The following is a 26,068-nucleotide window of genomic DNA, read 5'->3' as shown; positions in this document are numbered from 1 at the left end:
GCCGTCCACAGGGGAGACGGCGGGCGGCAACCGGAGGTCTCGATGAAAGCTGCGGTTCGGTTGGTGTACAGCGCCGACGTTGATGTGCAGACGTACGTCTCACCGGATCCCGACGACGACGGCGTCTGGGTCCGGCTCATCGTCGGCCCGGAGGGCGGGCCAGGTGAGGAGTCGTTCGACGTACTGGTGTGTACGCCGTTGTGGCTGCGTCGGGTCATCCGTACGGAAGGACCGCAGATCGGGCGGCACCACCTGATCGTGGAGCCGTTCGACCTGCGGCTGGCGATCGGGTTCCTGCTGCGGCGGTTCGAGGAGCTGGAGGCGCCGACGTACGACGAACTGGCGGAGAAGTTGGCGCGGTTGGGGTTGTGGGAGTTCGAGGACCACCGGGAGACCTAGTGGGTCGACCGGACCGGGTGAGGTCCGCCTGTTGGTATGGGCAGCGGCTTGCTATGCCGTCGGTCGGCCTGCGTGTCGGCTCGCGAGTTCGAATCTCGCTCTCACCGCTGGGTGGTTGGGATCGACCAGCCACCCTGCCACGCCCCGTTGGTCTAGTGGTCAGGACGCCTGGTTCTCATCCAGGAGATCACCGGTTCGAATCCGGTACGGGGTGCCTTGCAGGAGCACCGTCGTGGGAGAGGCGGGACGGCTTGTAAACCCGTTGCCTTCGGGGCTGAGCAGGTTCGAATCCTGCCTCCTGCACGTAGGAACTATCCGAGAAGAGAGGAGGACCGGCCGTGGCCGACCTCAGGAACAGGAAGCGGGTGCCTGGTGGCAGGACCGGTGCTCCGGTCGCGCAGGGGCATTCGATGCGACGGGTGCTGCTGGCCTGTGGGCATGTGCAGCGGGATCGGATCGCGCACCGTGGGGATCACGTGTGGTGCGAGGCCGACTGCTCCGACTGGACCCGGGTGGTTTCGGTTCAGGAGTAGCGAACAAGAACAGGTAGTGTCCGGCTGTCACCTAGTGCACCTGAGCGTGATGCCGTTCGAGCGTACGGTGTCTCGCCGGTGCACTACCTGTTCTTCTTCACGCAAACCCTCTGGTGACGGAATCACACCGGGCCGTCCGAAGGCTCGGTTCCTGGTTCGACTCCGGGCAGGGGGACTAGCTGATCGTCGGGTCGAAGTGGGCCGACAGCTCCACCTCGGCTTCGGCGCGAGCGGCGAGGACACGCACCCGTACCTCGCTCGGCGCGACAGGCGGTACCACGAGCAGGCGGCGATGCCCGATCGTGGTGCCGCTCGCGATCTCCTGCCACGACCCGTCGACGAGCGCGTCCACGGCGAACGACTCGACCTGCTGGCCGTGCTCGATGTTCTCCCGCAGGTCCACCACGTTGATGGTTGCCGGCAGCACCAAGTCCGTACCGTAGTACTCCCGCACCGCGGCGCCGAACTCCGTCAGCGCCGCGACATCGGGATCGGCGAACAGCCCGCGCCGGTCGGGTGGGATGTTGAGGAGGAGTACGGCGTTCCGCCCGACCGATCTGCGATAGATGTCCAGGAGTTCCGGTACCGGCTTCACCGCGTCGTCCTCCGCGGCGTGGTAGAACCAGCCGGGCCGGATCGACACGTCGACCTCCGCCGGGTACCAGCGCAGCTCGTCCGCCTTGGCCAGCTGCTCCGGCCCGGCGACGTCCCGCGCCGTCTGCTCCGCGACCATCGCGCCGTCGGCGAACGGTACGACGCTCCACTCCGTCTCGCGCGCGAACCCGTCCTCGTTGCCGACCCACCGCACATCCGGCCCGCCGACCGCGATCGTCGCGTCCGGCGCCAGCCGCCGGATCAGGTCGAACCACGCCTCGAACGCGTACGTCTGCGCGCTGCTCGTCGGGTTCGCCCCGTCCAGCCACACCTCGGCGATCGGCCCGTACGACGTCAGCAACTCGTGCAGCTGGTTCAGGTAGAACCGGTTGTAGTCGTCGACGACGTACTCGAACTCCCCGATCCGCGACGGCACCGCCGGGCTGCCGTTGCCGTAGTACCCGCCGGGCGCCTTCTCCTGGTAGAGGTCCGCCGGCGAAAGGTACACGCCAAAGCCAAGGCCCGCGGACTGGCACGCGGCGGATAGCTCCCCCACCACGTCACGCCCGTACGACGCGGCCACCGAGTGGTCGAGGAACTTGCTCGGCCACAAGCAGAACCCGTCGTGGTGCTTCGCCGTCAGGATCACGCTCTTGAACCCGGCGTCGACCAACGTCCGTGTCCATTGCGAGCAGTCCAGCGCCGTCGGGTTGAACGCCGCCGGATCGTCGACCCCGGTCCCCCACTCGAGGTCGGTGAAGGTGTTCGGCCCGAAATGCACGAAGGCGGTCAGCTCCTGCCGCTGCCAGGCGACCTGCCGCGCCGACGGACGTACGGCGGATGCATCCATCACAACAGCACCTTCCCGGGGTTCAACAGGTTCAACGGGTCGAACGCGGCCTTGACCCGCCGGTGCAGCTCGAGGCCGACCGGGCCGAGCTCGGTCTCCAGCCACTGCGCCTTCAACGTGCCGATCCCGTGTTCGCCGGTAATCGTGCCACCGAGCCGCAGCCCCAGCTCCATCACCGCCCCGAACGCCTGCAACGCCCGCGCCTCGGCCGCCGCGTCGCCCCGGTCGAACACCACCGTCGGATGCATGTTCCCGTCGCCGACGTGGCCGGGGCAGAAGATCAGTACGTCGTACTGCGTGCCGATGTCGGCGATGCCGCGCAGCAGCGTGACCAGCTGCGAGCGCGGTACCGAGACGTCGTCGATCAGCGTGATACCGAGCCGTTCCAGGGCCGGGTTGACCAGCCGTCGCGCCTCGAGGAGCATCGCAGACTCCTCGGCGTCCGAGGCCTCGGCGACGTCGACAGCACCGTGCGCCGAACAGATCTCGGCGATCCGGGCCACGTCGTCAGCCGCCAGCGCTCCACGGTCGGACTGCGCGAGCAGCATCGAGCCGGCGTCGCCGGGTAGACCCATGTCCCGATAGCCCTGGATTGCCCGCAGAGTTGGTTGGTCCAGGAACTCCAGCAGTGAGGGGCTCAGGCCGGCGGCCATCACGGCGGCTGCCGCGGCGATGCCGTCCTCGATCGTGCGGAAGGTCGCGGCAGCGGTGAGGGCGGCCTCGGGGGCCGGGCGGAGCGCCAACGTCGCCTCCGTGACCACGCCGAGTGTGCCTTCGGAGCCGACGATGAGACGGGTCAGGTCGTAGCCGGCGACGCCCTTCGCGGGGCGGCGGCCGGTGCGGACGACCTCGCCGGACGCCAGTACGACCTCCAGGCCGCGAATGAAGTCCGACGTCACGCCGTACTTCACGCAGCACAATCCACCCGCGTTCGTGGCGATGTTCCCGCCGATCGTGGACATCTCCCACGACGAGGGGTCCGGTGGGTAGAACAGGCCCTGCTCGAGGACGGCCCGCGACAACTCGGCGTTCACGACACCTGGCTGTACGACGGCGACCTGGTCCTCGGCCGAGATCTCCAGGATCCGGTTCAGCCGCGCGGTCGAGAGCAGCAGGCACCCGTCGACCGCGTTCGCCGCACCCGACAGCCCGGTCCGGGCGCCCTGGGTGACCACGGGTACGCGGAACTCGGACGCGAGCCGGAGTACCTCCTGCACCTCGGACGTGCTCGTTGGCCGTACCAACGCCCGCGGCACACCCGCCGTACAGAAGGTGGCGTGGTCGTTGCGATGACTGTCCAGGATGTCCGGGTCGTCGACAACCTCACCGAGGACCGACCGGAGCCGGTCCAGGAACTCATCCCTCATCTTGCTCGGCGAGCAGCCGCAGGATCAGCTCGGCGCGGCGGACCCGCTCCCGGCCGAGAGCTTCCGCCGTACCGGCGAGGTGGGCGCCGACCGGGTAGATGTTCGGCGCGTTCCGCAGCCCCATCTTCAGGTACACCGGCGCCGCGACCCGGACGATCTCCGGCACGTCGTAGAACCGGACGTGGCCGCCCTGGTCGTCGGGGACCTCGATGTACATGTCGATCGGTACCGTCGTCACCGAGCGGATCTCCGCGAGCACTGGCACCGGCAGGTCGGTCGACACGTTCAGGCTGGTCGCGCCGAGGCGCTCGAACAGCTGCGCGGTCGGTGCGTTGGGCAACGGCATCAGCACCGAGGTCTTCAGCACGAGGTCGGCGGGCAGCTCGCCTTCGAGCTTGAGCTGACCGAGGATCTCCAGGACGCCGATGTCGCCGACCAGCAGGCTGCGTACGCCGAGCTCGACCGCGCGGAACGCGTCGCACAACGACGCCGCCACCTGATCGTTGCCGCGGGCAACTCCGCCGACGGCCGCCGAGACCTTCGCCTGGCCACCGATGTCCCAGGCGCCGCGCGGGCCGAGGAACAGGCACACCTCGACACCCTCGGACCCGCCGAGCGACAGCATCTCCTCGATCTCGCCGTCGGTCAGCATCATCACGCCGCTGCCCTGCGACACCCGGTCGATCGTGATGCCGCGGTCCTTCGCCTCCTGCAGGACCGCGGTCATCACCCGCGGGCCTTCACAGGACGGAATCTCGACCTTGTACGGCGAGCCGTCGGAAAACGTCTTCGTCGACGTTTCCCCGGGCCGGAAACCGCGGTCGGCGAGCAGGGCACGTGCTTCGCGAAGGTTCATCTCTCGCTCCAGGGTCCGAGTCGGCCGGCCGGCGCCAGGTCCCGCGCCGTACCGGTGATCTCCAGGTCGAATCGTTCGGCCGCCTCGGTCAGCAGGGCCGGCGTCACCATCAGCTCGTTCGGCGACAGGGTGTCCTTGATCCGGGCCAGCCGGAGCTCGGACCAGTGCCGCCGTCCGCACATCGTCACGGCCGCGAGTACGGCGGCCTCGTCGTCCTCCATCACCATCGGCAGCCGCGAACGTCGCGCGCCGCCGGCGCCGGAGGTCAGCGCGTTCACATAGCTCGCGCGGAAGTCGATCTGCTCGAGTAGACGCGCCGGGATCACGTCGGCCAGACCGAGGCCGGACGCGTTCCCGTGCGACGCCGGGGACAGCGAGTGCACGCTGATCGCGGCGATGTCCGGCGAGCCGAACTCGGGAATGCCGTGCACCCAGCAGCGGCCGATCACGTTGGTGTCCATGCCGGCGCCGGACTTGTCCTTTCCCAGCTCGTCGACCACCAGAACGTCGAGCTGGTCGAACGGGAGGCGGCCGAGAAGGCTGGATGCTCGTTGCAGTAAGGCGTTTTCCGCCGTATCCGCGATGCCTGTTGCTTCGAGTAGCTCGACCGAGGCGGTGCGGTCCTCGGCGTTCTCCAGGATGGCCAAGCCGCCGAGGATCTTGCCTTGCGCAACGATCATCCGGGCGGCGGCTTCGATGTTGCCGCCGAGGGACGGGATGCCGCCGGCGTGCAGGGAGGCGGCGCCGCGGTGGTTGCCGAGGCCGATCGCGAGGATCTTCGCGATGCCGCTCTCGATCGGGCCGCGGAAGTCGGTGTGCGGCTTGATCCGGTTGACGAGGAGTACGCCGTCGGCCTTCGCGGCGATCGCGTCGTGGTGGACCTCGGTGCCGTCGGACAAGGTGCCGACGACAACGGTTTCCATGGTTGCCTCGATGGGGCAGCCAACGGTTTCCGCGGTGATTCCGAGGCCTTCGAGCATCTCCTGCTGGCCGTCCGCTGTCGCGCCTCCGTGCGATCCCATGGCGGGCGTCACGAACGGGTCGGCGCCCGCCTCCCGCAACCAGTCCACCGCGGCCTTCACCACCGGCACCAGGTCCCGGATCCCGCGGCTGCCGGCCGTCACCGCGATCCGCGCACCCGGGCGGACCCGCTCCCGCAGCGGGGCGAGCGCCGCCAGGGCGTCGGCGTACGGATCCACTGAGGCCGGCAGATCCGTGAGAATCCGCCGGATCGGCGTCACCTGCGGGAGCGTGCCGTCGGGCCGTAGCCCCCGGACCGCCTCGAACGGCCCCCAAGCCCGCCTCGCTTCGCTCGGCGGGTGGGGGGATTGGGATGGGCTTGGCATCAGTGGCTCTGGCGGGCTACGGCTGAGCCGGTGCGGCCTACCAGGAAGTCGAGGTCGCAGCCTTGGTTGGCTTGGGTTACGTGGTCGATGTAGAGGCGGGCCCAGCCGCGGTCGGTCGGAGGTGTGGGAGGTTGCCAATCGGCGCGGCGCTTCTCCAGTTCCTCGTCGGACACGTCCAGGTGCAGGCGGCGAGCGGGAACGTCGAGTTCGATCCAGTCGCCGGTGCGGACCAAGGCGAGCGGGCCGCCGACGGCCGCCTCGGGGGTGACGTGCAGTACGACGGTGCCGTACGCCGTACCGCTCATCCGGGCGTCCGAGATGCGCACCATGTCGTCGACGCCGATCTCCGCGAGCTTCCGCGGGATCGTCATGTTGCCGACCTCCGGCATCCCCGGGTACCCGCGCGGCCCGGCGTTCTGCAGGACCAGCACGGTGTCCTCGTCGACGTCGAGGTCCGGGTCGTCGACCGCCTTGTCGTACTCCTCGATGCTGCTGAACACCAGCGCCTTCCCCCGGTGCCGCGACAGCCGCTCGGACGCGGCGGACTGCTTGATGACCGCACCGTCCGGCGCGAGGTTCCCCTTCAGTACGGCGGTTCCCGCGCCACTGCCCAGCGGATCGCCGACCGGCCGGATCACGGCGTACGTCTGGCTGCCCGGCTCCGCACCGGGGTACGTCGACTCGATCCGCTCGGCGTTCGCGACGTTCTCGCCGATCGTCCGGCCGGTGACCGTGATCGCCTCGGTCTTCAGCAGCGGCAGGATCTCCTTCATCACCGCGGGCAGCCCGCCGGCGTAGTAGAAGTCCTCCATCAGGTACTTCCCGGACGGCTGCAGGTCGACCAGCCACGGGACCCCGCGCGCCCACTCGTCGATGTCGTCCAGCGTCACGTCGACGCCCACCCGGCCGGCGATCGCGAGCAGGTGGATGACGAAGTTCGTCGAGCCGCCGATCGCGGCGTTCGCACGGACCGCGTTCGCGAACGCGTCCCGGGTCAGCACGTCGCTGATCTTCAGGTCGTCCTTGACCATCTCGACGATCCGCTGCCCGGACCTCTGCGCGACGACGTACCGCCGCGAGTCGACCGCGGGGATCGCCGCGGACCCGGTCAACTGCAGGCCGAGCGCCTCCGCCATGCAGGCCATCGTGGACGCCGTACCCATCGTCATGCAGTGCCCGTTGCTGCGGGACTGCCCGGCCTCGGCCGCGGCGAAGTCGTCCGCGGACATCCGCCCGGCGTTCAGGTCCTGCGTGAACCGCCACACCGCCGTACCGGAGCCGATGTCGCAGCCGCGGAATTTACCGTTCAACATAGGACCGCCGGTCACGACGATCGTCGGCAGGTCGACGCTGGCGGCGCCCATGATCGAGCCCGGCGTGGTCTTGTCACAGCCGGTCAGCAGGACGACGCCGTCGATCGGGTTGCCGCGCAGCGACTCCTCGACGTCCATGCTGAGCAGGTTCCGGAACAGCATCGCGGTCGGCCGCAGCAGCGTCTCGCCGAGCGACATCACCGGGAACTCCACCGGGAAACCGCCGGCCTGCCAGACGCCGCGCTTCACCGACTCGGCGAGCCGCCGCAGGTGCGCGTTGCACGGGGTGAGCTCGGACCAGGTGTTGCAGATCCCGATCACCGGGCGGCCGTCGAACACCTCCTCGGTGAAGCCCTGCGACTTCATCCAGGACCGGTGGATGAACCCGTTGCGGCCCTTCTCCCCGAACCAGTGGTCGAAGCTCCGCCGGCCGATCGGCTGGTCCGGCTCGTCAACGGTCGGCTCGTCACTCATCGCGTCACCTCGTCTGTGGTCACGGTTCCGTTCACCCGACGGGTGATTCCGGCCGGGTTCGAGTCCTTGAGTACGTCGGGAAGCACCGCGTCGGGGGCGTCCTGGTACGCGACCGGGCGCTGGAACCGGCGGGCCGCGGTGACGCCGACGCTGGTGTGGATCGACCCCACCGTGGAGGGGAACGGGCCGCCGTGGTGCTGGGCCCAGGAAACCGCCACGCCGGTGGGCCAGCCGTTCCACAGCACGCGGCCGGCTCTTGCCGTTAGTTTCGGCAGGAGTTCACGAGCCAGGTCGGCATCCGAGTCCTCGGCGTGGAGCGTCGCGGTGAGGTTGCCGTCGAATGCTTCGATCGCCTTGGCCAGCTCGTCCGGACCGTTGTACTCGACAACGATCGAGACCGGGCCGAAGCACTCCTCGAGGATCTCGTCCCGGCGGGCGAGGAGTTCGGGGACGGTGGTCTGCAGCAGGGTCGCGGCCGGGGTGCCGGCGGCGCCGCTCGCGGTGGCGGTCGACCAGACGCGCACCCCGTCCACCTTCTCCAGGCGGTCGAGGCCCGACGTGAAGCCGTCCTTGATGCGGTCGTTCAGCATCGGGGCCTGCGCGACGCCGCCGACAGCCTCGACGAGCTGGTCCTGCAGGCCGTGGCCGGACGGGAGGAACAGCAGGCCGGGCTTGGTGCAGAACTGGCCGACGCCGAGCGTGAACGAGCCGACGTACCCGGTGGCGATGTCGTTGCCGCGGGCATCGACAGCGGCCTGGGTGACGAAGACCGGGTTGAGGCTGCCGAGCTCGCCGTAGAACGGGATCGGCTCCGGGCGGGTGACCGCGATCTCGTGCAGCGCCTTGCCGGCCGGTACCGAACCGGTGAAGCCGGCGGCGGTGATCCGCGGGTCCTTGAGCGCGGTGACGCCGACGTCGAAGCCCGCGATCAGGCCGAAGGTGCCGTCGGGGGCGCCGGCCTTCTGCAGTGCCTCGATCATCACCTCGGCGGTGCGGGCGGAGAGTTCCGGGTGGCCGGGGTGGGCCTTGACGATCACCGGGCAGCCGGCCGCGAGGGCGGACGCGGTGTCGCCGCCGCAGACGCTGAACGCGAACGGGAAGTTGCTGGCGGCAAACACCAGGACGGGGCCGAGCGGGACGAGCACGCGACGCAGGTCGGGGCGCGGGACCGGCTTTGCCTGCGGGTCCTTGGTGTCGATGGTGACTTCGAGGAGCGAGCCTTCTTGGAGGGCGTCCGCGAACATCCGCAGCTGCCCGCTACTGCGAGCGACCTCACCGGTCAGCCGCGCCTCGGGGAGAGAACTCTCGCGCATCGCAATCGGCACCAACTCCCCAGCCGCCGCATCCAAGGCATCCGCCACCGCACGAATCCACCCGGCACGCACAGCGGGCTCCGACGAGCCGAAAGCGGGGGCGGCGGCCGCAGCCGCGGCAAGCGCCTGCTCCAACTGAGCGGGGGTGGTGTCGGCCGGGGTGGGGCCGGTGGGCGCGGTGCTGCCCGGCGTGGGGGCGCCGGGGGTGGGGGTGGTTGGGGGTGGGGTCATCGGAGGCCCTCCAGGTTGTCGGTGGCGAGGTAGGTGAAGGGGGCCTTGCCGGTGGTGACGGGGTTGGTGAGGGTGCCGAGGTCGTCGATGGTGATCGTGATGAGGTCGCCTTCGGCGAGGGTGAAGTCGAGTTCGGGGACGATGCCGGTGCCGGTGGCGAGGATCACCCCGTCGGGGAAGTCGTTCGGCAGGAACAGCGCGTCGATCAGATCCTTCAGCTCCCGCACGAGCTTCCCGGTGGACGTCGTACCGCTGAACACCTCCGCGTCGCCGCGCCGGATCACCAGCTTGATCCCGAGCGCCTTCGGGTCGGCGACCTCCCACACCGGGCGGATCCCGGACGCCAGCGCGCACCCGCCGGCGAACAGCTTCGCCTGCGGTACGTACAGCGGGTTCACGCCCTCGATCGACCGCGAGCTCATGTCGTTGCAGATGGTGAAGCCAATGATCTCACCGTGGCTGTTGGCAACGACCGCGAGCTCCGGCTCGGGTACGTCGTGCCCGGAGTCGGAGCGGATCCCGACCGGCTCGCCGTCGACGACGACCCGCCAGGCCGGCGCCTTCTGGAACAGCTCGGGCCGGTCGGCGGTGTAGACCTTGTCGTACACCGACTGCTCGCTGCTCTCCTCCATCCGCGCGCCGCGCGACCGCTCGTACGTCACGCCCGCGCACCACACCTCGCCGCGACCGTCGATCGGCGGCAGGAACTTCAGCCCCTCGGCAGGCACCTCCGCGCCGACCTTCCCGACCGCGGCCTGCAGCTCGTCGAGCGGCAGCCGGAGCAGTTCGGCGAAGGAGTTCAGGCCCTCGAGCGGAGCCACCGAGTCACCGGTGCGCACACCGGGTACGGGCCGGCCGTCGACCGGGGACAGATAACGGACCAAGTGCATGGACATGCCTCTCACATCGACGTACCGAGCAAACCGCGGGTGATCTGGAAACCTATGTTGCCGGAGGCAACCGCCTTGGGGACGAGTTGCCGGCTCGCGACCGCGGCGATCGTTTCCAGCCCGATCCGGGCCTGCTCGGCCGCGTCGCCGGTCGCCACCGCGTCCAGGTCGTCGCCGTACGTCGCCACCGTCTCCGAATCGTTGGAGAACTCAACGACCGGAACGAACCGCTGCGCCGACACGGTGCCGCCGGCAACATGCGCGAGGATCTGCTGTACGCCGGTCGCGCCGAACCCGGTCGCCGTCTCCATCCAGTCCGTACCGGGCATCCGCATCACGTGCCACCCCGGCGCCGCGAGCCGCTGCCCGTGCGCGACCGTCGGCCCGACCGCGTCCGCCGATCCGAACGCCGCCGGACGGAAACCGTCGTGTGCCAGCAGAGCACCACGGGACGACAGTACGACGGAACCGCCGGAGCCGACGATTTCCTGGCCGATCAACGCGAGCGCCTCGGCGGCCCGCTCCGGCAGCGGGCCGCGCGCCTCCAGGCCGACCGTGAGCGCGCCGAGGTCGCCGGCCTGCTCGACCGGAGCCGGCAGGTCGAAGCCGCCGAACCACTCCTTGACCTTGCCGCCGACCGCGTCGAGGCCACCGTCGGCCTGGATGCTCGCCCAGCCGAACCGGGCCGGGTCCGCGCCCGCCTCGACAAGTCGCGAGCGGAAGTAGTCGTTGTGCGTCTTCTCGCAGCCGTGCTCGAGGAGCAGCGCCATCCGCGTGTTCGGGTGCAGCAGGTAGCCGAGCATGATCCGCGCGAACGTCTCCTCGGAGGCGCCGCCGCTGCTGCCACAGCCCTCCGTGTGCGGGAGCGCGACCATCCGGGTCACCGCGTCACCGGCCCACTTCTCCAGCTGGGCCTGGGCCGCGATCCGCAGCGCGATCTGACCGGAGCACAGACTGGTCGGCAGGATCAGGCCGACCGCCTCGGGGACCAGCCGATGGTCGACAGTCAACAATCCGGCGATCGTGCGGCCGTCGGAGGTCAGGCCCGGGTGCGGCAGGCCGTCGAGCGGGGCGTCGCGGTCCTCGGCCGGCAGGTCGGCGAGCGTGCGCGCCATCCGCCCGTCGGTGCTGATCGAGATGCCTTCGCGCGGCCCGGTCTGCTTCCAGTTCCGCCAGATCGACACCTGGCTGTGCCCGGCGCGTTCGCCCGCGCTCTTCTCCCCCGACGCGACCCGTACGACGAGGTCGAAGGTCTCCGCGGTCAGGTCCGCCATCGACGTACCGGTCAGGTACTTGCCGGCGTCGACGTCCATCTCGGCGTGCAACCGCTCGTACCGCGCGCTGGTGGTGACGAACTTGAGCGTCGGCACGAACGGGAAGTTGGTGATCGACCCGTTGCCGGTGGTGAAGAAGATCAGGTTGCAGCCGCTGCCGATCTGCCCGGCCACCGACTCCAGGTCGTTGCCGGGGCTGTCCATGAAGATGTAGCCGTCGCCGGGCAGCGGTTCGCCGTAGTCGATGACGTGGTCGAGCCGGACCTCGCGTGGGAGTTTCCGGGCGGCGCCGATCGACTTGAGCACGATGTTGTAGAGCCCTCGGTACACGTTGCCGCCGGACGGGTTGCCCTCGGCGGTGTGCCCGTGCCAGCCGACCCGTTCCTTGAAGGACTTGATCGTGGCGAGAAAGCGTTTCGCGGTGGCGAGATCGCGGACGTTCTTCAGCACGTACGGCTCGGCGCCGATCAGCTCGTCGGTCTCCGCGAGCACCGCCGTACCGCCGTGCCGAATGAGTTCCGCGCTGACCTGACCGGCGAGCGGGTTCGCGGAAATTCCGGAGAACGCGTCACTTCCGCCGCACTGCAGGGCGATCTTGAGGTCGGCGAGCGGTACCTCGACGCGCGGCTGGGCGTCCACGACCGGCAGCCACGGCTCGATCAGCGCACCGGCGGCCGTCAGGTCGTGCTCGAAGCCGGCGCTGCGGGTGAAGTACGCGTGCGGCACCTTGATCGACGGGTAGTTGTTCTCGGCAAGGAAGTTCTTGATCGCCTCGCCGGAGACGACGTCGCCCTCGGTGTCGACGATCAGCACCGCGCCGACGTTCGGGTTCAGCGCGAAGCCGCCGAGCGTGGCGAGCAGGAAGTGCAGGTTGTTCGGTACTTCGTCCTCGCCGCCCTCGGTGTGCGCGACCGGTACGACGCCGTCGCCGGCCGCCGCGCCGTCGAAGCGCCGCGCGAGCTCGGTGACGAACCCGCTGCTGCGCGAACTCGTGGCCAGCAGTACGACGTGGTTCCGGGTGCCGGCCGGGCCCTGCTCGCGCGGGTAGCCGAGGAACGTCCCGGGCTGCTCGACGCTGGTCACCTGGGCGCCGAAGTTCAGCCCGGACTCGTCCAGCTCGAACGGGTCGAGCGGCTCGTTGGTCGCGGACGGCTCCGCGGGCAGCCCCTCCACGCCGCGGGCGCTGACCGCGGCCAGGCTGGTCGGCGTACAGACGTAGTCGCCCGGGACGAGGTCGCGGGACGCGCGCGCGAACGCGGTGTTCCACGAGGTCAGGGCCTCGCCGGTCGCGACCGGGGTGACCACGAAGCGGTGCCCTTCGAGCACGGTGTGCGGCAGCGTGACCGCCGTACCGTCCAGCTCGACCTCGGTGCCGGCCTCCAGCCGCCGGGAGGCGATCGCGACATTGTCCCCGGGCTCGGGTAGCACGCCGATCTGTTCGAACCTCACCATCGTTCGTGACTCCCCATAGCTAGGCCGGGCCGAAATCGTGCATGATGCATGATTACCAGTGTTACCCTGCCGAAACCTGACCGGTGGGGTCAAGCCCGCGACCAGAATCCGGAGACACCTGATGACCGAGCCAGTGGCGCCGGTGGACCGGCGGCTGCTCCGCCGGCAGATGCTCGCCGACGACGTGTACGAGGCCATCAAGACGATGCTGATGGACCACGTCATCCGCCCCGGAGCGCGGATCTCGATCGACGGACTGGCCCGCGAGTTCCAGGTGTCGTCGACGCCAGTCCGGGAGGCGCTCGCCCGGCTGGAGTCGGAGGGGCTGGCGGTGAAGGAGCCGCTGAAGGGGTATCGGGCGACTCCGCTGCTGTCGCTGGAGGAGTTCGACGATCTGTACCGGTTCCGGCTGTTGCTGGAGCCGTGGGCGGCTCGGCGGGCGGCCGAGTTGATCTCTCCTCAGGGTGTAGAGCAGTTGCAGACCGAGCTGGCCACCGCGGTCGAGCCGACGTCCATCGACTACGCCGGGTACAAGTCGCTGACTGTGCACGACAACCGGTTCCATTCGCTGATCGCGTCGCTGTCGGGGAGTGAGCAGGTGCGGCTGGCGTTCGAGCGGACCCACTGCCATCTGCACATCTTCCGGCTGCACTACGACCGCGACATCGGGCCCGAAGTACTCACCGAACACCGCACGCTGGTCGACGCGATCACCTCCGGCGACCCCGTCCGCGCCGAGGCCGCGATGACCCAGCACATCGAGAACTCGATGACACTGCGCCTCCGCAGAATCTACGAGTGACCCGCCGCCCGTTCCCACTCCCGATCCCGCCGGCACTGACCGCGTACATCCTCGACTTCCACTGGAACCTGGACCGCCTCCACGCCCTCGACCTCCCGGTCACCGAGCTCCCGCTCGCCACCCTGGCCCACCACCTGGACCTCCCGTTCTGGGCGTACGACGGCCCGTTCCAGATCACGCCCCGCCAGGTCGCGGCGGACCCGGTCGCCTACCACGCGCAGTACGAACGCACCCTGAGCGCCGACCTCCGCCATCCGATCGACGTCGTACACCGCCCCGACGACCGCCTCACCATCCTCGACGGCGTCCACCGCCTACTCCGAGCAGACCTCGAACACCGCGACACGATCTCCGCCCGGGTCCTCCCCTGGTCCGCAGTGGACGAAATCGCCGTACGCGAGTAGGAGTTCTCCGCACGGTTCCCACCCGACTACTTGGTGATGACGAGTGCGTCTCCGACGGGGCGTTCGCCGGTGGCGTCCGAGGGGGTGTTGAGGACGGTGCCGTTGGCAACCATTGTGGTGGAGCCGCCACCGTCGAGGTTGATGGCTTGGGTGAGGTGGAAGGACTTGGCGACCACGGCCGCTTCGGCAATGGAAAGGCCGAGGCTGTTGACGTTGCGGCCGTCGGCGGTGATGAGGACGGTGCGGCCGTGGTCGTCGACGCCGGCGATCGTGCGCGGGTTCCGCTTGTGGACCCAGCCGTAGTAGAAGCTCGGTGTCGATTGGACCATGCCGTCGGCCGCGGCGGTCACGTGGATGCGGCCGTCGCGCACCAACTCCGGTCCGCCGTTCACGATCGTCGTACGGCGGGTCAGCGGGACGGGGCGGCCGCGCTCGTCGAGGAGGGTCGAGCGGACGGCGAGCGGCTTGCCGACGTGGGCGGTGGCGAGCAGCGGGGCGACCAGGTTGCCGGTCGCCTGTACGGTACGGCCGCCGGCGGGGATCGCGCCGCCGCGCGCGGACCGGATCTCGGTGACGATCCCGCGGCGGTCCAGCACCACCTCGGCGCCGGGTCCGGTCGGGGTCGAGGCGCCGTACGACGGGTCGAAGGCGATCAGCTCGTCCGGGTCGGTACACGTCGTGTCGTGCATCGGCTTCGACGTCGGCAGGTCGTCCGCCGTACCGCCGCAGTTGCGGATCAGGCCCGGGTACCGGTTCAGCCCGTCCAGCGGGAGCTTGCCGACGGATCCACGCCAGGTGAAGCGGTCGACCGACGTACCGCTCGGGCCGAGGACGAGGGCCGGGCGGCCGTTGGTGGGTTCGCTGAGCAGGCGGCCGTCGTACACGCCGACACCGGCCGGGTCGCCGGGTGCGCCGGACTTCGGGTCGAGGACGAAGAAGCCCGCGTTCACCGCGGCGGTCGCGCCGGTCAGGGTCGCGAGCGCGCTGGTGGTCTCGCGCTTCTCGATGTCCGGGCCGTACGTCGCGTCGAGCTTGCCGCGGAACGTCTTCGGGTCGATCGTCAGCACCTGCACGTGCCACGGGCCGGTCGAGCCGGCGATGTCGTCGGGTTCGCCGTCCCAGCCGGTGTACAGGCTGGAGCCGTTCAGACCGGCCGCGATCACCTTGGTCCGCAGGGCGTCGGCCTCGGCCTTGGTCCCGAACAGGCCGACGCGGACCCGGTACCCGAGGCTGTTCTCGCCGGCGTCGGCGAGCGGCGGCGTCGGTACGTCCTCGACCCGCGGGTCCAGGCCGGCAGCGCGGAGCTCGGCGGCGGCCTTGTCCGCACCGGCCTGGTCGGAGAGCGCCGCGGCGGGCGCGTCCGGGTCCGGCGAGGACGACGGGATCGCGATCTCGACGGTCCAGCCCGCGGACGGGTCGGCCTGGCCGCGGACGATGGTCGTGAGCGTGACTCCCGGCTGCAGCGTGCGGGTGTCACGGGTCTCGGTCAGGTTCGCCGGCCCGAGCGGGAGACGGGCGGTCGGCGGGGTGGCGATCGCGGTGGTGCCACCGAGGGTCAGGGAAAGGCAGAGGGCAGACAGGCCCAGGCGTCGCAGGGTCATAGGACGTTCCTACGTTCCCCCCGGGTACGCCGCAACCCGACCCGAGCGTCCCGTACCTGAACATCACTCCAACGGCGCCCCGCCGTACGAGACCTCGTTGCCGTCGGCGTCGTAGAAGGTGGCATGCCGTACGCCGTTCTCGTACGTCTCCCGCACCGCCGGCTCGATCCCGCGCTCGGCGATCCCCTTCAGCGTCCCGTCGAAGTCCTCGACGAACAACGTGTGCTGCGCATGCCCCGCGTGCTCCGGAACGACCTCGACGTACAGGAACTGGTGCTCGCCCAGCTCCCACACCGCCTCGGCGTCGTTCGGCAGGAAACTCGGCGGTGCGCCCAGCAGCTTCTCGTACCAGGCGACGGCGGTCTCGTAGTCACGGACGGAGATTCCGGCGAACAGGTCCATGGGGAATGGTAACGAGCACGCATGGACGGGCGGTCCATGCGTGCTCGTCGGTCAGGCCGGGGCGTCGCCGTGGTCCGGGATCTCCAGCTGTACGCCGCCCTGGAGCGCCGACTGGTGCGCGAAGATGCCGGGCAGGGTGTAGCGCGCCGAGACCCAGGCGTTGATCGGCGGCAGGGTCTTGTCGGCGACCGCGCGGACGAAGTCGTCGGCGAGGAAGTGGTGCGAGCCCTCGTGGCCGTTGTGCAGGCCGTCGAACTCCTTCGGCAGCCGCGAGCGGTCGTGCACCGGGGAGAGCCCAGAGCGGAACGCGTCGCGCAGCGCCGGGTCGACGTTCGCCAGGTCGGCGTCGTCGCCGGTCGGCCTGGTCTCCATCAGCTGGGAGACGTCCTCGACGCCTTCCTTGTTCTGCCAGAGCGTCGTGGTGGCGAGCTGCTCGAAGCTGCCCTCGGTGCCGAACACCCGCAGCCGGGACTCGCGGATATGCGACGGGTACCCGACGCGGCGCATCTCGTTGGTCCGCATGATGCCGCCGTCGGCGAGCTTGAACAGCGCGGTCGCGTTCGAGAAGTCGTTGTTGAACTGGCTGACGTCCTTGTCGAAGACGCCGTCGCCGCGGTCGTCCTTGACGCCGATCGCCGACACGTGGGTGGCGTGCTGACCGGTCACCGACAGAACGTTGCCGACGGCATGCGTCGGGTAGAGCAGCGGCGGGAAGGAGGCGGTCTTCTTCCAGTCGTCACCGCCGGAGTACTGGTACGCCGCGTAGAACCCGAGGTCCATGTCGTGGACGTAGTCGCCCTCGGAGTAGAACACCCGGCCGAACGCGCCGTCGGCGAGCTTCTGCCGGCAGTACACCGAGGACGGGTAGTAGAAGCTGGTCTCACCCATCATGTAGGTCAGGCCGGTCTCCTTGACCAGCTCGATGATGCGGGCGATCTGGTCGGCCTCGATCGCCATCGGGACCGTGGAGTACACGTGCTTCCCGGCCTCGAGCGCCTTGATCGCCATCTCGCCGTGCAGCCAGCGCTGCGTGAAGATCGCGACCGCGTCCAGGTCCGAGTCGAGCATCTCCTCGAACGACGCGTGCGTCGTCGTGATGCCCTGCTTGGCGGCCATCTCGGCCGCCCGCTCGGGGATGACGTCGGTCAGCCGCACCTCGGACACGTCCGGGTGCGCCGACCACAACCGCAGGAACGAGGGGGCGAACTGGCCCGCTCCGACCACACCGATGCTGATTCCCATGCGGACAAGGCAACCACACATTTATGTTCCATGGAAGAACAAATTCGCACGTTGGAACATGTGATCCACGCAACCCCGCGCCCGGCGGCGGGAGGGAGGGAGGTCCGGGAGAGGAGGCGCGGATCGCCAGGCCATCACAATCGGGGTCCGCGGCCGCTGCCAGGCGGGAGGGCGGGGGGAGGACTCGATTGTGATGGGCTGGCGATCCGGTGTCAGGGCAAGTTGAGGAGGTGGGGGTTGTCGGTGGTGATGCCGTCGACGGCGAGGGACCTGGCCTGGGTGAGGGTGGGGGCGTCGGGGACTGGCCAGGCGGTGACCGAGAGGCCGGCGGCGTGTAGCTCCGCTACGGCGGTCGTGGTGAGGTCGGCGATGGCGCACATGGACCAGGTGGCGCCGGCCGCGCGGGTGCGGCGGATGACCTCGGCGACCGGTGGGGTGCGGCCGAAGATGTGGCCGGTCTCCACCTCGGGGAACAGCTCCCGGACCGCGACCAGGATCTCGGGATGGAACGACGTGACGATCGTCCGGGCCGCGAGCGCGGGGTCCGACGTCAAGGATCGAGCGAGGAGCGGTACGGCGGCGTCTGCCTTCACCTCGGCCTGGATCCGTACGTCGACGGCGGCGACCGTCTCCGCCCACGTGGGGATCCGCTCGCCGTCGCCCGCATCCAGCGCCCGCAGTTCGGCGAGGGTCAGCGAAGCGACCTCCCCTGACCCGGACGTCGTCCGGTCGACGGTCGCGTCGTGCATGATGACGAGCTCCCCGTCCGCGCTGACCCGCAGGTCGAGCTCGATCTCGTCGCACCCGTCCGCGACCGCCCGCCGGAACGAGCGCAGCGTGTTCTCCGGTTCGGTCCCGAGCGCTCCCCGGTGGCCGGTGATGATCACAGCACCTTCTCCTCGTACTGTCGTCTGACCTCGTCGCCGATCGCGTTCAACCACCTCGGGACGGCACCGGCCAACTCTTTCCCTTCACGCCGTACTCACTGAACAGCTTCTCCTGGTAGACACCCGGGCCGAACCCGTTACGCGCGGACCAGTCCCACGGGGTCCTTTCCGGCGAGGAAGGCGGCGACCGCTGCGGCGGCGATGGTGCCGGCGCGCTGGGCGGTCTGCCGGGTGGCGCCGGCCAGGTGTGGGGTCATGACGATGTTCGGCGCGGTCAGCAGTCGCGACCCCTCCGGCAGCGGTTCGGCGGGGAACACGTCGAACGCCGCGGCGCCCAACTGCCCCGACTCCAGTGCGTCCACGGTCGCGTCGTAGTCGAGCAACCCTCCGCGTGCGGTGTTCACGAGTACGGCGCCGCGCCGCATCACCGCGAGCTGTTCGGCGCCGATCATGCCGCGGGTCTGATCCGTGAGGCGTGCATGCAGGCTGACGACGTCCGAACGCCGAAGCAACTCGTGGAGATCGACGAGCTCGATGCCGTCCGGCGCCTGTTCGACGTACGGGTCCGACACCAGGACGCGGGCACCGAACGCGAGCATCACGCGGGCGACCCGCCGGCCGATCGCGCCGTACCCGATCAGGCCGACCGTCGAGCCGTCGAGCTCGCTGCCGCACTCGTCGTACGCGTAGAGGTCGGAGCGCCACTCGCCCTGCTCCAGGGTCCGCTGCAACCGCGGAAGGTTGCGCAGGGCACCCATCATCAACGCGACAGCGTGTTCCGCGGCCGCGACCGCGTTCCGGCCCGGTGTCGAGGCGACCGCGATCCCCCGTTGGGCTGCCACGGCGACGTTCACGTTCACCGGGCCGCCACGGCAGACGACCAGGTACCGGAGGTCCGGCGCCGCGTCCAGCACGCGTTCGGTGAACGGCCCCATCTGCGTGACGGCGAGCTCGACGCCGGCCAGCGCCTCGATCAGCTGGTCCTCCGCGTCACTCGCCTCGTCCACCTCGGCCACCCGCCCGTACGGCGTCAGCGGCCAGGGCAGCGTGACCTCCCGGAAGTCGAAAGCGACGTCCGGGATCGTCCGCAGCGCTGCGGCAAGCAGGTCGTTGCGGACGAAGTGGTCGCCGGCGAGCAGCGTCTTGACGGTTCTCATCGATCTCCTGTGAAGAGTGGTGCTGGGTCGGACCAGCGCGGGCGGGCCGCCTCGATCCGGCGGAGGTAGTGCCTGTAGCCCTCGGCGTAGAACGCGGCGCGGGCCGGATCCGGGTCGACCTGGCGGGTCTCGGCGATCCATTCCGCGCCGGCGCTGTCCGGATCCGTCGCGCGGCGGGCGCAGATCACCGCGCCACGGGCAGCGACCTGTTCGGCCTCGGCGGTGTGCAGAGGCGCGTTCAGTACGTCCGCGAGGATCTGGGTCCACTCGCTGCTCCGGGCGCCACCGCCGCACATCGTCACGCGACCGGTCCAGCCGGCCGCTTCGAGGCAGTGCCGGGCGGCGTACGCGATGCCCTCGCAGGTGGCGCGGACCAGGTCGGCCGTCGTCGTCGCGAGCGAGACGCCGTCGATCGAGCCGCGGGCGCGGGTGTCGATGAACGGGGCGCGCTCGCCGGCTTCCGACAGGTACGGCAGGACCGTCACGCCGGCTGCGCCGGGTGTGCTGTCCGCGAGCAGCTGCGGCAGTTGATCGGTGGTCACGCCAACGAGTGCGAGTATGCGGTCGAGTGCCGCCGTACCGACCATCGCCGGCATCGCGCGCAACCAGACGCCGGGCGTCCAGGTGCCGAGGAAGAGGCCCGCGGGCTCGCCATCGACCGGGAGATCACGGGTGACGACCTGGCAGGCCAACGTTGTACCGACGGTCAGCAAGGCGTCGCCCACCTCGGTCACGCCGGCCCCCGCGGCCGCCGCCGGCAGGTCGTACGGCCCTGCGGAAACCCGCGTCCCCGCCACCATCCCACTCGCGTCGTCCCGCAACTCCCCGACCGGCCCGGCCGCTTCGACAGGCGCCAGCAGATGCCGCACCCCCGCCAACCCCGTGGCTGTCAACGCCTCCTCGTCATACTCCCCAGTCCTGGGATCAAGGAACGGGGCCGACGCATCGGAAACATCCGTCGCCCGTACGCCGGTCAACGCCTGCATCACCACGTCCTTGCAGTACGCCGCCGTACTCGCCGTCTCGACCACCTCCGGCTCCTCCGCGAGCACCGCCGCGAGCAACGGCCCCGAAGCCCCGGGGAACATCCGGTTTCCGGAACGTCGGAACACGTGTTCCGAGACCCCGTCCGCGGTCCACCGCTCGAGGATCGGGCTGCTCCGCGCGTCCAGCCAGGAGATCGCCGGGCGCACCGGCGTACCGTCGGAGTCGACCAGCCACAAACCGTCACCTTGCGCGGTGATCGCCAGTACGCCGGGGCGGGCGCCAACAGACGCCGCGAGTTCGCGGACCACCTCGTTGACCGAAGCAACTATCTCGGCAGTCTCGTGTTCGAATCGCCCAGTACTGCGGTGCACGAGCCTGGTCGGTCGCGAGGCCACGGCGAGTGGGCGGCCGGCGTTGTCGAACGCGACGGCCTTCGTGACGGTGGTGCCTACGTCGACGCCGACGTCCATGTAGTCCCCTCCTAGAGTTCGGCGACCTCCACGGTCGCGCCGTGGTCGCGCAGTGCGTCGATCAGGTCCTTCGGAGTCTTCTCGTCGACGATCACGATGTCGAATTCGGCCAGCGGCGCGAGCCGGTGCAGAGCGGTGCGTTGCAGTTTGCCGTGGTCGACCATCAGCACCTTGGTCCTCGCCGAGCGCAGCATCGCCCGCTTCACCAGCACGATCTCCTCCTCCTGGTGAAAGGCGTGCGTCGGCGACACCGCGGAGACCGAGCAGAACAGCAGGTCGGTGTGCAGCGCCTCGACCGCCTCCGCGCACGGCATCCCGCCGAACGAGTCGTGGGTCGCGGAGTAGATCCCACCGAGCGCGAGCAGCGTGATGTCACGGAGCTGAGCCAGCTTGGTGATCGCGGGCAGGAAGTTCGTTGCCACGGTCAACGGTGTGATGTCCTCGAACAGGTCCACCAGCGCCAGCGCACTGGTCGAGTCGTCGAGCATCACCGACTTCCCCGGCTCGATCATCGTCCGCGCGTGCCGGGCGATCGCGAGCTTCTCCGCGTGCGCGGTGTTCAGCCGGTACGCGACGTTGCTCTCGAAGACGCTGGTCGGCTGCGCGCTGACCCCGCCGCGGTACTTGCGGACCACGCCCTGCCGCTCGAGCTCGTCCAGGTCGCGGTGCACGGTCATCACACTCACGCCGAACGCCTCGACCAGGTCGTTCGCCGACACCGAGCCGTGCTTCACGACGTACGCCGCGATCTCGGCCTGGCGGCGCGCGGGACGGCTCAGCTCGGCGGTGTCGCCGTCGACATCCGATGTCATGCCAGGGTCTCCAAACGTAGCGGAGGAACGTTGTACGCCTCGAGACCCACTGTGCCGTCCTGCCACCGGAAACGCACCAGCGCCGCGGGACCGAGCGCAGGTAGCAGTCTGCGGTAGTCGTTCAGCCGCAGCCCCAGCACCCTGCACACGAGCAGCCGGATCAGTGTGTTGTGCGCGACCGCGAACACCTTCTGTCCCTGGTGCCGGCGCCCGATCTCGCCGAAGACCTCGTGCACCCGGTCGGCCGCCGCGACCGGATCCTCGCCGCCCGGGAAGTGGTCGCGCACCGGGTCGAGCTCGAACGCCTTGCCAACCGCGGGCGGCAACTCGCCGAGCATCTTCCCCTCCGCGGAGCCGAAGTCGACCTCACGCAGCCGGGCGTCGAGCGTCGGCTCGAGGTCCAGCGCTTCGGCGAGCGGCGCGATCGTCTGCCGTGCCCGGAGCATCGGCGAACACCACAACACGTCCGGCGCGTCGTCGAGCGCCCAGTCCTTGAGGAGTTGCGCCTGCTGGACGCCGACCTCGTCGATCGGGAGATCCGTGGACCCGGTGTACCGGTTGCCGTGGTGCCATTCGGTCCGGCCGTGGCGGGCCAGCACGATCGTCGTCCTCATCCCCGGTACCCCCGGCGGTCGAGCTCCGCGACGAAGTCGCCGTACAGCTCGTCGAGTCGTTCCCCGCGCGGCTCGAGCACGCGGTCGACCCGCACCATGCGGCGCGCCGTACCGGCAAGATCTGTGCCACCGGACGCAGCGAGGATCGCCATCCCGTACGCCGGATCCGGCACGGCCGGGAGTTCGACCGGTACGCCGAGAACGTCGGCGCGCAGCTGATTCCAGTACCCGCTGCGGGTCGCTCCGCCGGTGAGCGACACCGAACGGACCGGGTCCGCGCCCAGCCTCTCCAGGTGCTCGAACGCGAGCCGCTCGACGAACGCGACCCCTTGCAGCACAGCTGAATACGTATACATAACGTCAGGCGTACTCCCGAGCGTGAACCGCTCCGCCTGCGGCGCCACGAACGGGAACCGCTCACCGGTCTTGGTCAGCGGGTAGATGACAGCGTCGACCGGGTACGCCGCGTGATCCAGAGCGTCGAGGTCGGCGCCGGGCAGGAGCTCGGTGAATACGCCGGCGCCGGAGCTGGACGCGCCGCCGGGAAGCCAGCCGCCGTCCGGGTGGCGATGGCTGTAGACCGCGCCGGTCGGGTCGGCGATCAGGTCGGCGCTGACGCCTTTGAGGACCAGCGTCGTACCGAGGACCGAGTTCCAGGCGCCGGGGGCGAGCGCGCCGGCGGCGATCTGGGCGGCGCAGCCGTCGGTCATGCCGGCGTAGACCGGGATGTCGTCGGGGGTGCGGCCGAGTTCGGCGCCGGGGCGGACGACCTCGGGGAACGCTTCGAGCGGCAGGCCGAGCTTGCCGAACGCGGCCGCCGGCCACGACTCGGCGACCAGGTCGTAGCCGGACTTGAGGGCGTGGCTGGTGTCGGTCGCGACCGGGTGGCCGACGAGATGGGCCGCGACGACGTCGGCACTGTGCGCGACGCGGCGGTCGGTGAGGTCCAGGTCAAGGATCTTCGGCAGCGCCCAGGTCGGCTGCATGCTGGTCGCCCAGCGGTCCGGGTCCGCGTCGACGATCTGCGCGCGGCGCGCGGCCGCGCGGGCGTCGTCGTACATCAGGGCCGGGGTGACCGGCCGGCCGGAGCGGTCGGTGAGCAGGAAGGTGCCGGAGGTGGAACAGATGGCGATACCGTCGACGTCACGGAGGCCGACCTCGGCGAGGACCGCGTCGACGGCGGTCAGCCACTCCCGCGGATCCTGCTCGTGCCGGACGCCGTCGCGGTGGCTGGTGAGCGGTCGCGCCGCCCGGGACAGCACCCGCCCCTTGGCATCGGCCAGCACGGCCCGCACACTTTGCGTGCCGAGGTCGAGCCCGATCCAGGCCACGTACCGCCTCCAGGGTGAGTGTTATCTGCGCTGGTAACATCACACCAGATCGCGATAAGAGTATGCCAGTCCCCTGGCCGAAGGCGGACACAGGTCGGCTCCCGGACGCCGAGGCGCACGGGAGCCGAAGGTTCTTGGTGGTCGATCAGGAATGCATCAGGAGCAGGCCCGGGTCGACGGTCGCGAGCTCGAGGCGGCCGGCATCGACGGCGCCGTACGCGCCGATCGGGCCACTGCTGCGCCGGCCGTTGCGGTTCAGCCAGAACCGCCAGCCCTTTGGAGCCTCCGGCCAGGCCGGGTCGGGTTGCCAGCCGACCGGCGGTCGCCAGCCGTCGCTCGGCGGCTCGGGCCAGTCGGGCGGTGAGTTGAACTTGTGCATAGCGGGTCCCTCCGAGTGAACAGCGATCCGCTGCCGTCGATCCATACCTGACGGATCAACGATCCGACGCACCGGAGGTCACGGACAAATCTTCGTAAAGTTTCATCCGGTGCACGGCCTCATCTCACCACCAGAACGACCCCTCGGCAACCGTTCTCTCACCAGCCGGACTGCACGTGCATCAGCACCCGCTATCCACAGCTTCTCGGCTAGTTGTCCACAGCAAGCACGCATCTATCCACAAGTGGCCGCACTTATCCACAGCCTGACCGTTGCCCGTGGCTACTCACAGGCCACGCCGATCCTAGGCTCGGGCTAGGCGACCTGGGCGGGGAGCTCGCTCAGGCGGCACGGTGCGGCGCCGGCCGCGTCGAGGGCGGCGAGCTGGGAGCAGGCGAGCGTGATCGCCTCGGCCTGCGTGCGGCAGTCGGCGTACCAGAACGGGTCGTCCGGCTGCCGGTCCTCGGCGTCGTCGATGTCGGCGTACCAGCAGTCGTGCCGGTAGTGCACGACCCGCACCTTGAGCTTCATGTGCGGTACGACGCCGGCTCCCGGGCCGTGGTTCCTGTGGTTCCTGTGCAGAGGGTTTACAACGTTGGAAGTACCCGGTACAACCGAGAGCGAGACCGGTCCGCCCCCCAGGTTTCGAGAGGTGTACGCCCATGAGACTGCTCCGTGTCGCAACCGCCGCCCTGCTACTGATCGGCGTACTCGCGCCGCCTGCACCGGCCGCGGAGATCCAGGAGAAGGCAGTGACGTCGCAGACGTTCCGCAACCCGATCAACCCGTCGGCCGATCCGTCGATGATGTTCTACAACGGCAGGTACTACGTCGCGACCACCCGCGGCGACCGGATCGGGATCTGGTCGTCCACGAGCGCCGCGACGCTGCTCGTCCAGCCCGAGCAGATCGTCTGGCGGGACTCCGACACCAGCCGGAACACGCAGATGTGGGCGCCGGCGTTCCGGCACGTCGGCGGCCGCTGGTACATCTACTACACGGCCTCCGACGGCGTGGACGCCAACCACCGGATGTACGTCCTGGAGTCGGCCGGTGACGATCCGCTCGGGCCGTACGGCTTCAAGGCGAAGATCGCCGACTTCGGCGAGTACGCGATCGACGGCGAGCCGTTCACGATCAACGGGCAGCAGTACTTCGTCTGGACCGGCCCGGGTCGCGGCCAGGGCGGCCCGGCGCAGCTGTACATCGTCCGGATGAGCAACCCGTGGACGTCGACCGGCGACCGGGTCGCGATCCCGGCCGACGGCGGGTGCAGCGAAGTACGCGAGGGCCCGACCCCGCTGTACGGCGCGACGCGGACGTTCCTGACCTACTCGACGTGCGACACCGGCAAGCCGGACTACCAGCTGTGGATGAAGAGCATCGCGAACGGCGCCGACCCGATGGTCGCGTCGAACTGGGTACAGCACGCCGGGCCGATCTTCTCCCGCAACGACGACACCGGCGTCTGGGGTCCCGGGCACCATTCGTTCTTCAAGTCGCCGGACGGCACCGAGGACTGGATCGCGTACCACGGCAAGAACACCAGTGTGTATACGTATTCATTCCGCACCACGCGGATCCAGAAGATCACCTGGAACGCGGACGGTACGCCGAACCTCGGCCGCCCGCTGGCCGCCGGCGCGACCCAGAACCTGCCGTCGGGTGACCCGGGTTCGGCGAACTACTGGATCAACGACACCGATACCGCGGTCGCCTACACCGGCGCCTGGAGCTCCGGGTCGGGCTGCGGCAACCAGTGCTTCTGGGGCAACGACCACTGGAGCTGGGAGCCGAACGCGACCGCCACGATCAGCTTCACCGGCACCCGCGTCGCGCTGCTGAGCGTCGCCGACACCGGCAACGGCATCGCGGCGATCTCGGTCGACGGCGGACCGGAGCAGCGCGTCGACTACTACAGCTCGATCCGCGTCGGCGAACAGCTCATGTACGTCAGCCCGACGCTACCCTCCGGCGCGCATACGGTCCGCGTCCGCGTCACCGGCGACAAGAACCCGGCCTCGACCAGCGCAGTCATCAGCCTGGACCGCATCGAGGTCTACTGACGTCAAGGTGCGCCGTACGGCG

General features: G+C 69.8%; 23 protein-coding genes and 3 tRNA genes. 7 read left to right on the top strand and 19 right to left on the bottom strand.

Going from position 1 to position 26,068, the window contains the following annotated elements:
• Window positions 1-42 precede the first annotated feature (42 nt).
• The 4 genes from ACFV9C_RS17730 (at window position 43) to ACFV9C_RS17715 (ending at window position 702) form a co-directional block, all read left to right on the top strand.
• Complete coding sequence (locus ACFV9C_RS17730; protein WP_380194828.1) at window positions 43-399, top strand: Imm8 family immunity protein; 357 nt, start codon at window positions 43-45, stop codon at window positions 397-399.
• Window positions 400-415: 16 nt separating this feature from the next.
• Window positions 416-506, top strand: a tRNA-Ser gene (locus tag ACFV9C_RS17725).
• Between the two features lie 34 nt (window positions 507-540).
• Window positions 541-613: transfer RNA gene (locus ACFV9C_RS17720), tRNA-Glu, on the top strand.
• 4 nt (window positions 614-617) lie between these two features.
• Window positions 618-702, top strand: a tRNA-Tyr gene (locus ACFV9C_RS17715).
• 405 nt (window positions 703-1,107) lie between these two features.
• On the opposite strand, the gene ACFV9C_RS17710 is transcribed toward ACFV9C_RS17715, so the two are convergent.
• The 8 genes from ACFV9C_RS17710 to ACFV9C_RS17675 all read right to left on the bottom strand — a co-directional run bounded on the left by ACFV9C_RS17710 (window position 1,108) and on the right by ACFV9C_RS17675 (window position 12,892).
• Window positions 1,108-2,376, bottom strand: a complete 1,269-nt coding sequence (locus tag ACFV9C_RS17710; protein WP_380195501.1) for an alpha-L-fucosidase — start codon at window positions 2,374-2,376, stop codon at window positions 1,108-1,110.
• Complete coding sequence (locus tag ACFV9C_RS17705; protein WP_380194827.1) at window positions 2,376-3,743, bottom strand: FAD-binding oxidoreductase; 1,368 nt, start codon at window positions 3,741-3,743, stop codon at window positions 2,376-2,378. The genes ACFV9C_RS17710 and ACFV9C_RS17705 overlap by 1 nt, the downstream gene beginning before the upstream one ends.
• The gene (locus ACFV9C_RS17700; RefSeq protein ID WP_380194825.1) at window positions 3,733-4,599 is read right to left on the bottom strand and encodes a hypothetical protein; all 867 of its coding nucleotides are present in this window, start codon (window positions 4,597-4,599) and stop codon (window positions 3,733-3,735) included. Before ACFV9C_RS17700 ends, ACFV9C_RS17705 begins: the two co-directional genes overlap by 11 nt.
• Entirely contained in the window at window positions 4,596-5,840 is a 1,245-nt protein-coding gene (locus ACFV9C_RS17695; RefSeq protein WP_380194823.1) for a DUF2088 domain-containing protein, read from the bottom strand. Before ACFV9C_RS17695 ends, ACFV9C_RS17700 begins: the two co-directional genes overlap by 4 nt.
• A gap of 104 nt (window positions 5,841-5,944) precedes the next feature.
• Window positions 5,945-7,732 (bottom strand): IlvD/Edd family dehydratase, encoded by a 1,788-nt coding sequence (locus ACFV9C_RS17690; protein ID WP_380194821.1) that lies wholly within the window; start codon window positions 7,730-7,732, stop codon window positions 5,945-5,947.
• On the bottom strand, window positions 7,729-9,276 hold the full coding sequence (locus ACFV9C_RS17685) for an aldehyde dehydrogenase (NADP(+)) (RefSeq protein WP_380194819.1): 1,548 nt from the start codon (window positions 9,274-9,276) through the stop codon (window positions 7,729-7,731). Before ACFV9C_RS17685 ends, ACFV9C_RS17690 begins: the two co-directional genes overlap by 4 nt.
• Window positions 9,273-10,172 (bottom strand): fumarylacetoacetate hydrolase family protein, encoded by a 900-nt coding sequence (locus ACFV9C_RS17680; RefSeq protein WP_380194817.1) that lies wholly within the window; start codon window positions 10,170-10,172, stop codon window positions 9,273-9,275. Before ACFV9C_RS17680 ends, ACFV9C_RS17685 begins: the two co-directional genes overlap by 4 nt.
• 5 nt (window positions 10,173-10,177) lie before the next feature.
• Window positions 10,178-12,892 (bottom strand): UxaA family hydrolase, encoded by a 2,715-nt coding sequence (locus ACFV9C_RS17675; RefSeq protein WP_380194815.1) that lies wholly within the window; start codon window positions 12,890-12,892, stop codon window positions 10,178-10,180.
• 121 nt (window positions 12,893-13,013) lie between these two features.
• Between ACFV9C_RS17675 and ACFV9C_RS17670 the strand changes: the two genes are divergently transcribed.
• Both ACFV9C_RS17670 and ACFV9C_RS17665 read left to right on the top strand, forming a co-directional pair.
• Window positions 13,014-13,694 (top strand): GntR family transcriptional regulator, encoded by a 681-nt coding sequence (locus tag ACFV9C_RS17670; RefSeq protein WP_380194813.1) that lies wholly within the window; start codon window positions 13,014-13,016, stop codon window positions 13,692-13,694.
• On the top strand, window positions 13,691-14,098 hold the full coding sequence (locus tag ACFV9C_RS17665) for a hypothetical protein (protein ID WP_380194811.1): 408 nt from the start codon (window positions 13,691-13,693) through the stop codon (window positions 14,096-14,098). Before ACFV9C_RS17670 ends, ACFV9C_RS17665 begins: the two co-directional genes overlap by 4 nt.
• Window positions 14,099-14,124: 26 nt before the next feature.
• On the opposite strand, the gene ACFV9C_RS17660 is transcribed toward ACFV9C_RS17665, so the two are convergent.
• The 11 genes from ACFV9C_RS17660 to ACFV9C_RS17610 all read right to left on the bottom strand — a co-directional run bounded on the left by ACFV9C_RS17660 (window position 14,125) and on the right by ACFV9C_RS17610 (window position 24,511).
• A complete protein-coding gene (locus tag ACFV9C_RS17660; RefSeq protein ID WP_380194810.1) occupies window positions 14,125-15,699 on the bottom strand; it encodes a phosphodiester glycosidase family protein in 1,575 nt (524 codons plus the stop codon).
• 63 nt (window positions 15,700-15,762) lie between these two features.
• Window positions 15,763-16,101 (bottom strand): VOC family protein, encoded by a 339-nt coding sequence (locus tag ACFV9C_RS17655; RefSeq protein WP_380194808.1) that lies wholly within the window; start codon window positions 16,099-16,101, stop codon window positions 15,763-15,765.
• 51 nt (window positions 16,102-16,152) lie between these two features.
• The gene (locus ACFV9C_RS17650; protein ID WP_380194806.1) at window positions 16,153-17,343 is read right to left on the bottom strand and encodes a Gfo/Idh/MocA family protein; all 1,191 of its coding nucleotides are present in this window, start codon (window positions 17,341-17,343) and stop codon (window positions 16,153-16,155) included.
• Between the two features lie 212 nt (window positions 17,344-17,555).
• A complete protein-coding gene (locus ACFV9C_RS17645) occupies window positions 17,556-18,230 on the bottom strand; it encodes a glycerophosphodiester phosphodiesterase (protein WP_380194805.1) in 675 nt (224 codons plus the stop codon).
• Window positions 18,231-18,367: 137 nt separating this feature from the next.
• Complete coding sequence (locus ACFV9C_RS17640; RefSeq protein WP_380194804.1) at window positions 18,368-19,387, bottom strand: 2-hydroxyacid dehydrogenase; 1,020 nt, start codon at window positions 19,385-19,387, stop codon at window positions 18,368-18,370.
• On the bottom strand, window positions 19,384-20,844 hold the full coding sequence (locus tag ACFV9C_RS17635) for an FGGY family carbohydrate kinase (RefSeq protein WP_380194803.1): 1,461 nt from the start codon (window positions 20,842-20,844) through the stop codon (window positions 19,384-19,386). The genes ACFV9C_RS17640 and ACFV9C_RS17635 overlap by 4 nt, the downstream gene beginning before the upstream one ends.
• 11 nt (window positions 20,845-20,855) lie before the next feature.
• On the bottom strand, window positions 20,856-21,656 hold the full coding sequence (locus tag ACFV9C_RS17630; RefSeq protein ID WP_380194802.1) for a DeoR/GlpR family DNA-binding transcription regulator: 801 nt from the start codon (window positions 21,654-21,656) through the stop codon (window positions 20,856-20,858).
• A complete protein-coding gene (locus tag ACFV9C_RS17625; RefSeq protein WP_380194800.1) occupies window positions 21,653-22,270 on the bottom strand; it encodes a histidine phosphatase family protein in 618 nt (205 codons plus the stop codon). Before ACFV9C_RS17625 ends, ACFV9C_RS17630 begins: the two co-directional genes overlap by 4 nt.
• Window positions 22,267-23,601 carry an FGGY-family carbohydrate kinase gene (locus ACFV9C_RS17620; RefSeq protein WP_380194798.1) on the bottom strand — a complete coding sequence of 445 codons (1,335 nt, stop codon included), beginning with the start codon at window positions 23,599-23,601 and terminating at the stop codon, window positions 22,267-22,269. The genes ACFV9C_RS17625 and ACFV9C_RS17620 overlap by 4 nt, the downstream gene beginning before the upstream one ends.
• 145 nt (window positions 23,602-23,746) lie before the next feature.
• On the bottom strand, window positions 23,747-23,980 hold the full coding sequence (locus tag ACFV9C_RS17615; protein WP_380194796.1) for a hypothetical protein: 234 nt from the start codon (window positions 23,978-23,980) through the stop codon (window positions 23,747-23,749).
• A gap of 315 nt (window positions 23,981-24,295) precedes the next feature.
• A complete protein-coding gene (locus tag ACFV9C_RS17610) occupies window positions 24,296-24,511 on the bottom strand; it encodes a hypothetical protein (RefSeq protein ID WP_380194794.1) in 216 nt (71 codons plus the stop codon).
• Between the two features lie 131 nt (window positions 24,512-24,642).
• Here ACFV9C_RS17610 and ACFV9C_RS17605 point away from each other — a divergent pair, with 131 nt between their 5' ends.
• The gene (locus tag ACFV9C_RS17605; protein WP_380194793.1) at window positions 24,643-26,046 is read left to right on the top strand and encodes a family 43 glycosylhydrolase; all 1,404 of its coding nucleotides are present in this window, start codon (window positions 24,643-24,645) and stop codon (window positions 26,044-26,046) included.
• Window positions 26,047-26,068 lie beyond the last annotated feature (22 nt).

It is taken from the genome of Kribbella sp. NPDC059898 (genome assembly GCF_042730855.1).
In the GTDB taxonomy this organism is placed as follows: domain Bacteria; phylum Actinomycetota; class Actinomycetes; order Propionibacteriales; family Kribbellaceae; genus Kribbella.
Note: the sequence above shows the minus strand (reverse complement) of the source record. Positions and strands in the feature narration are given on the sequence as shown.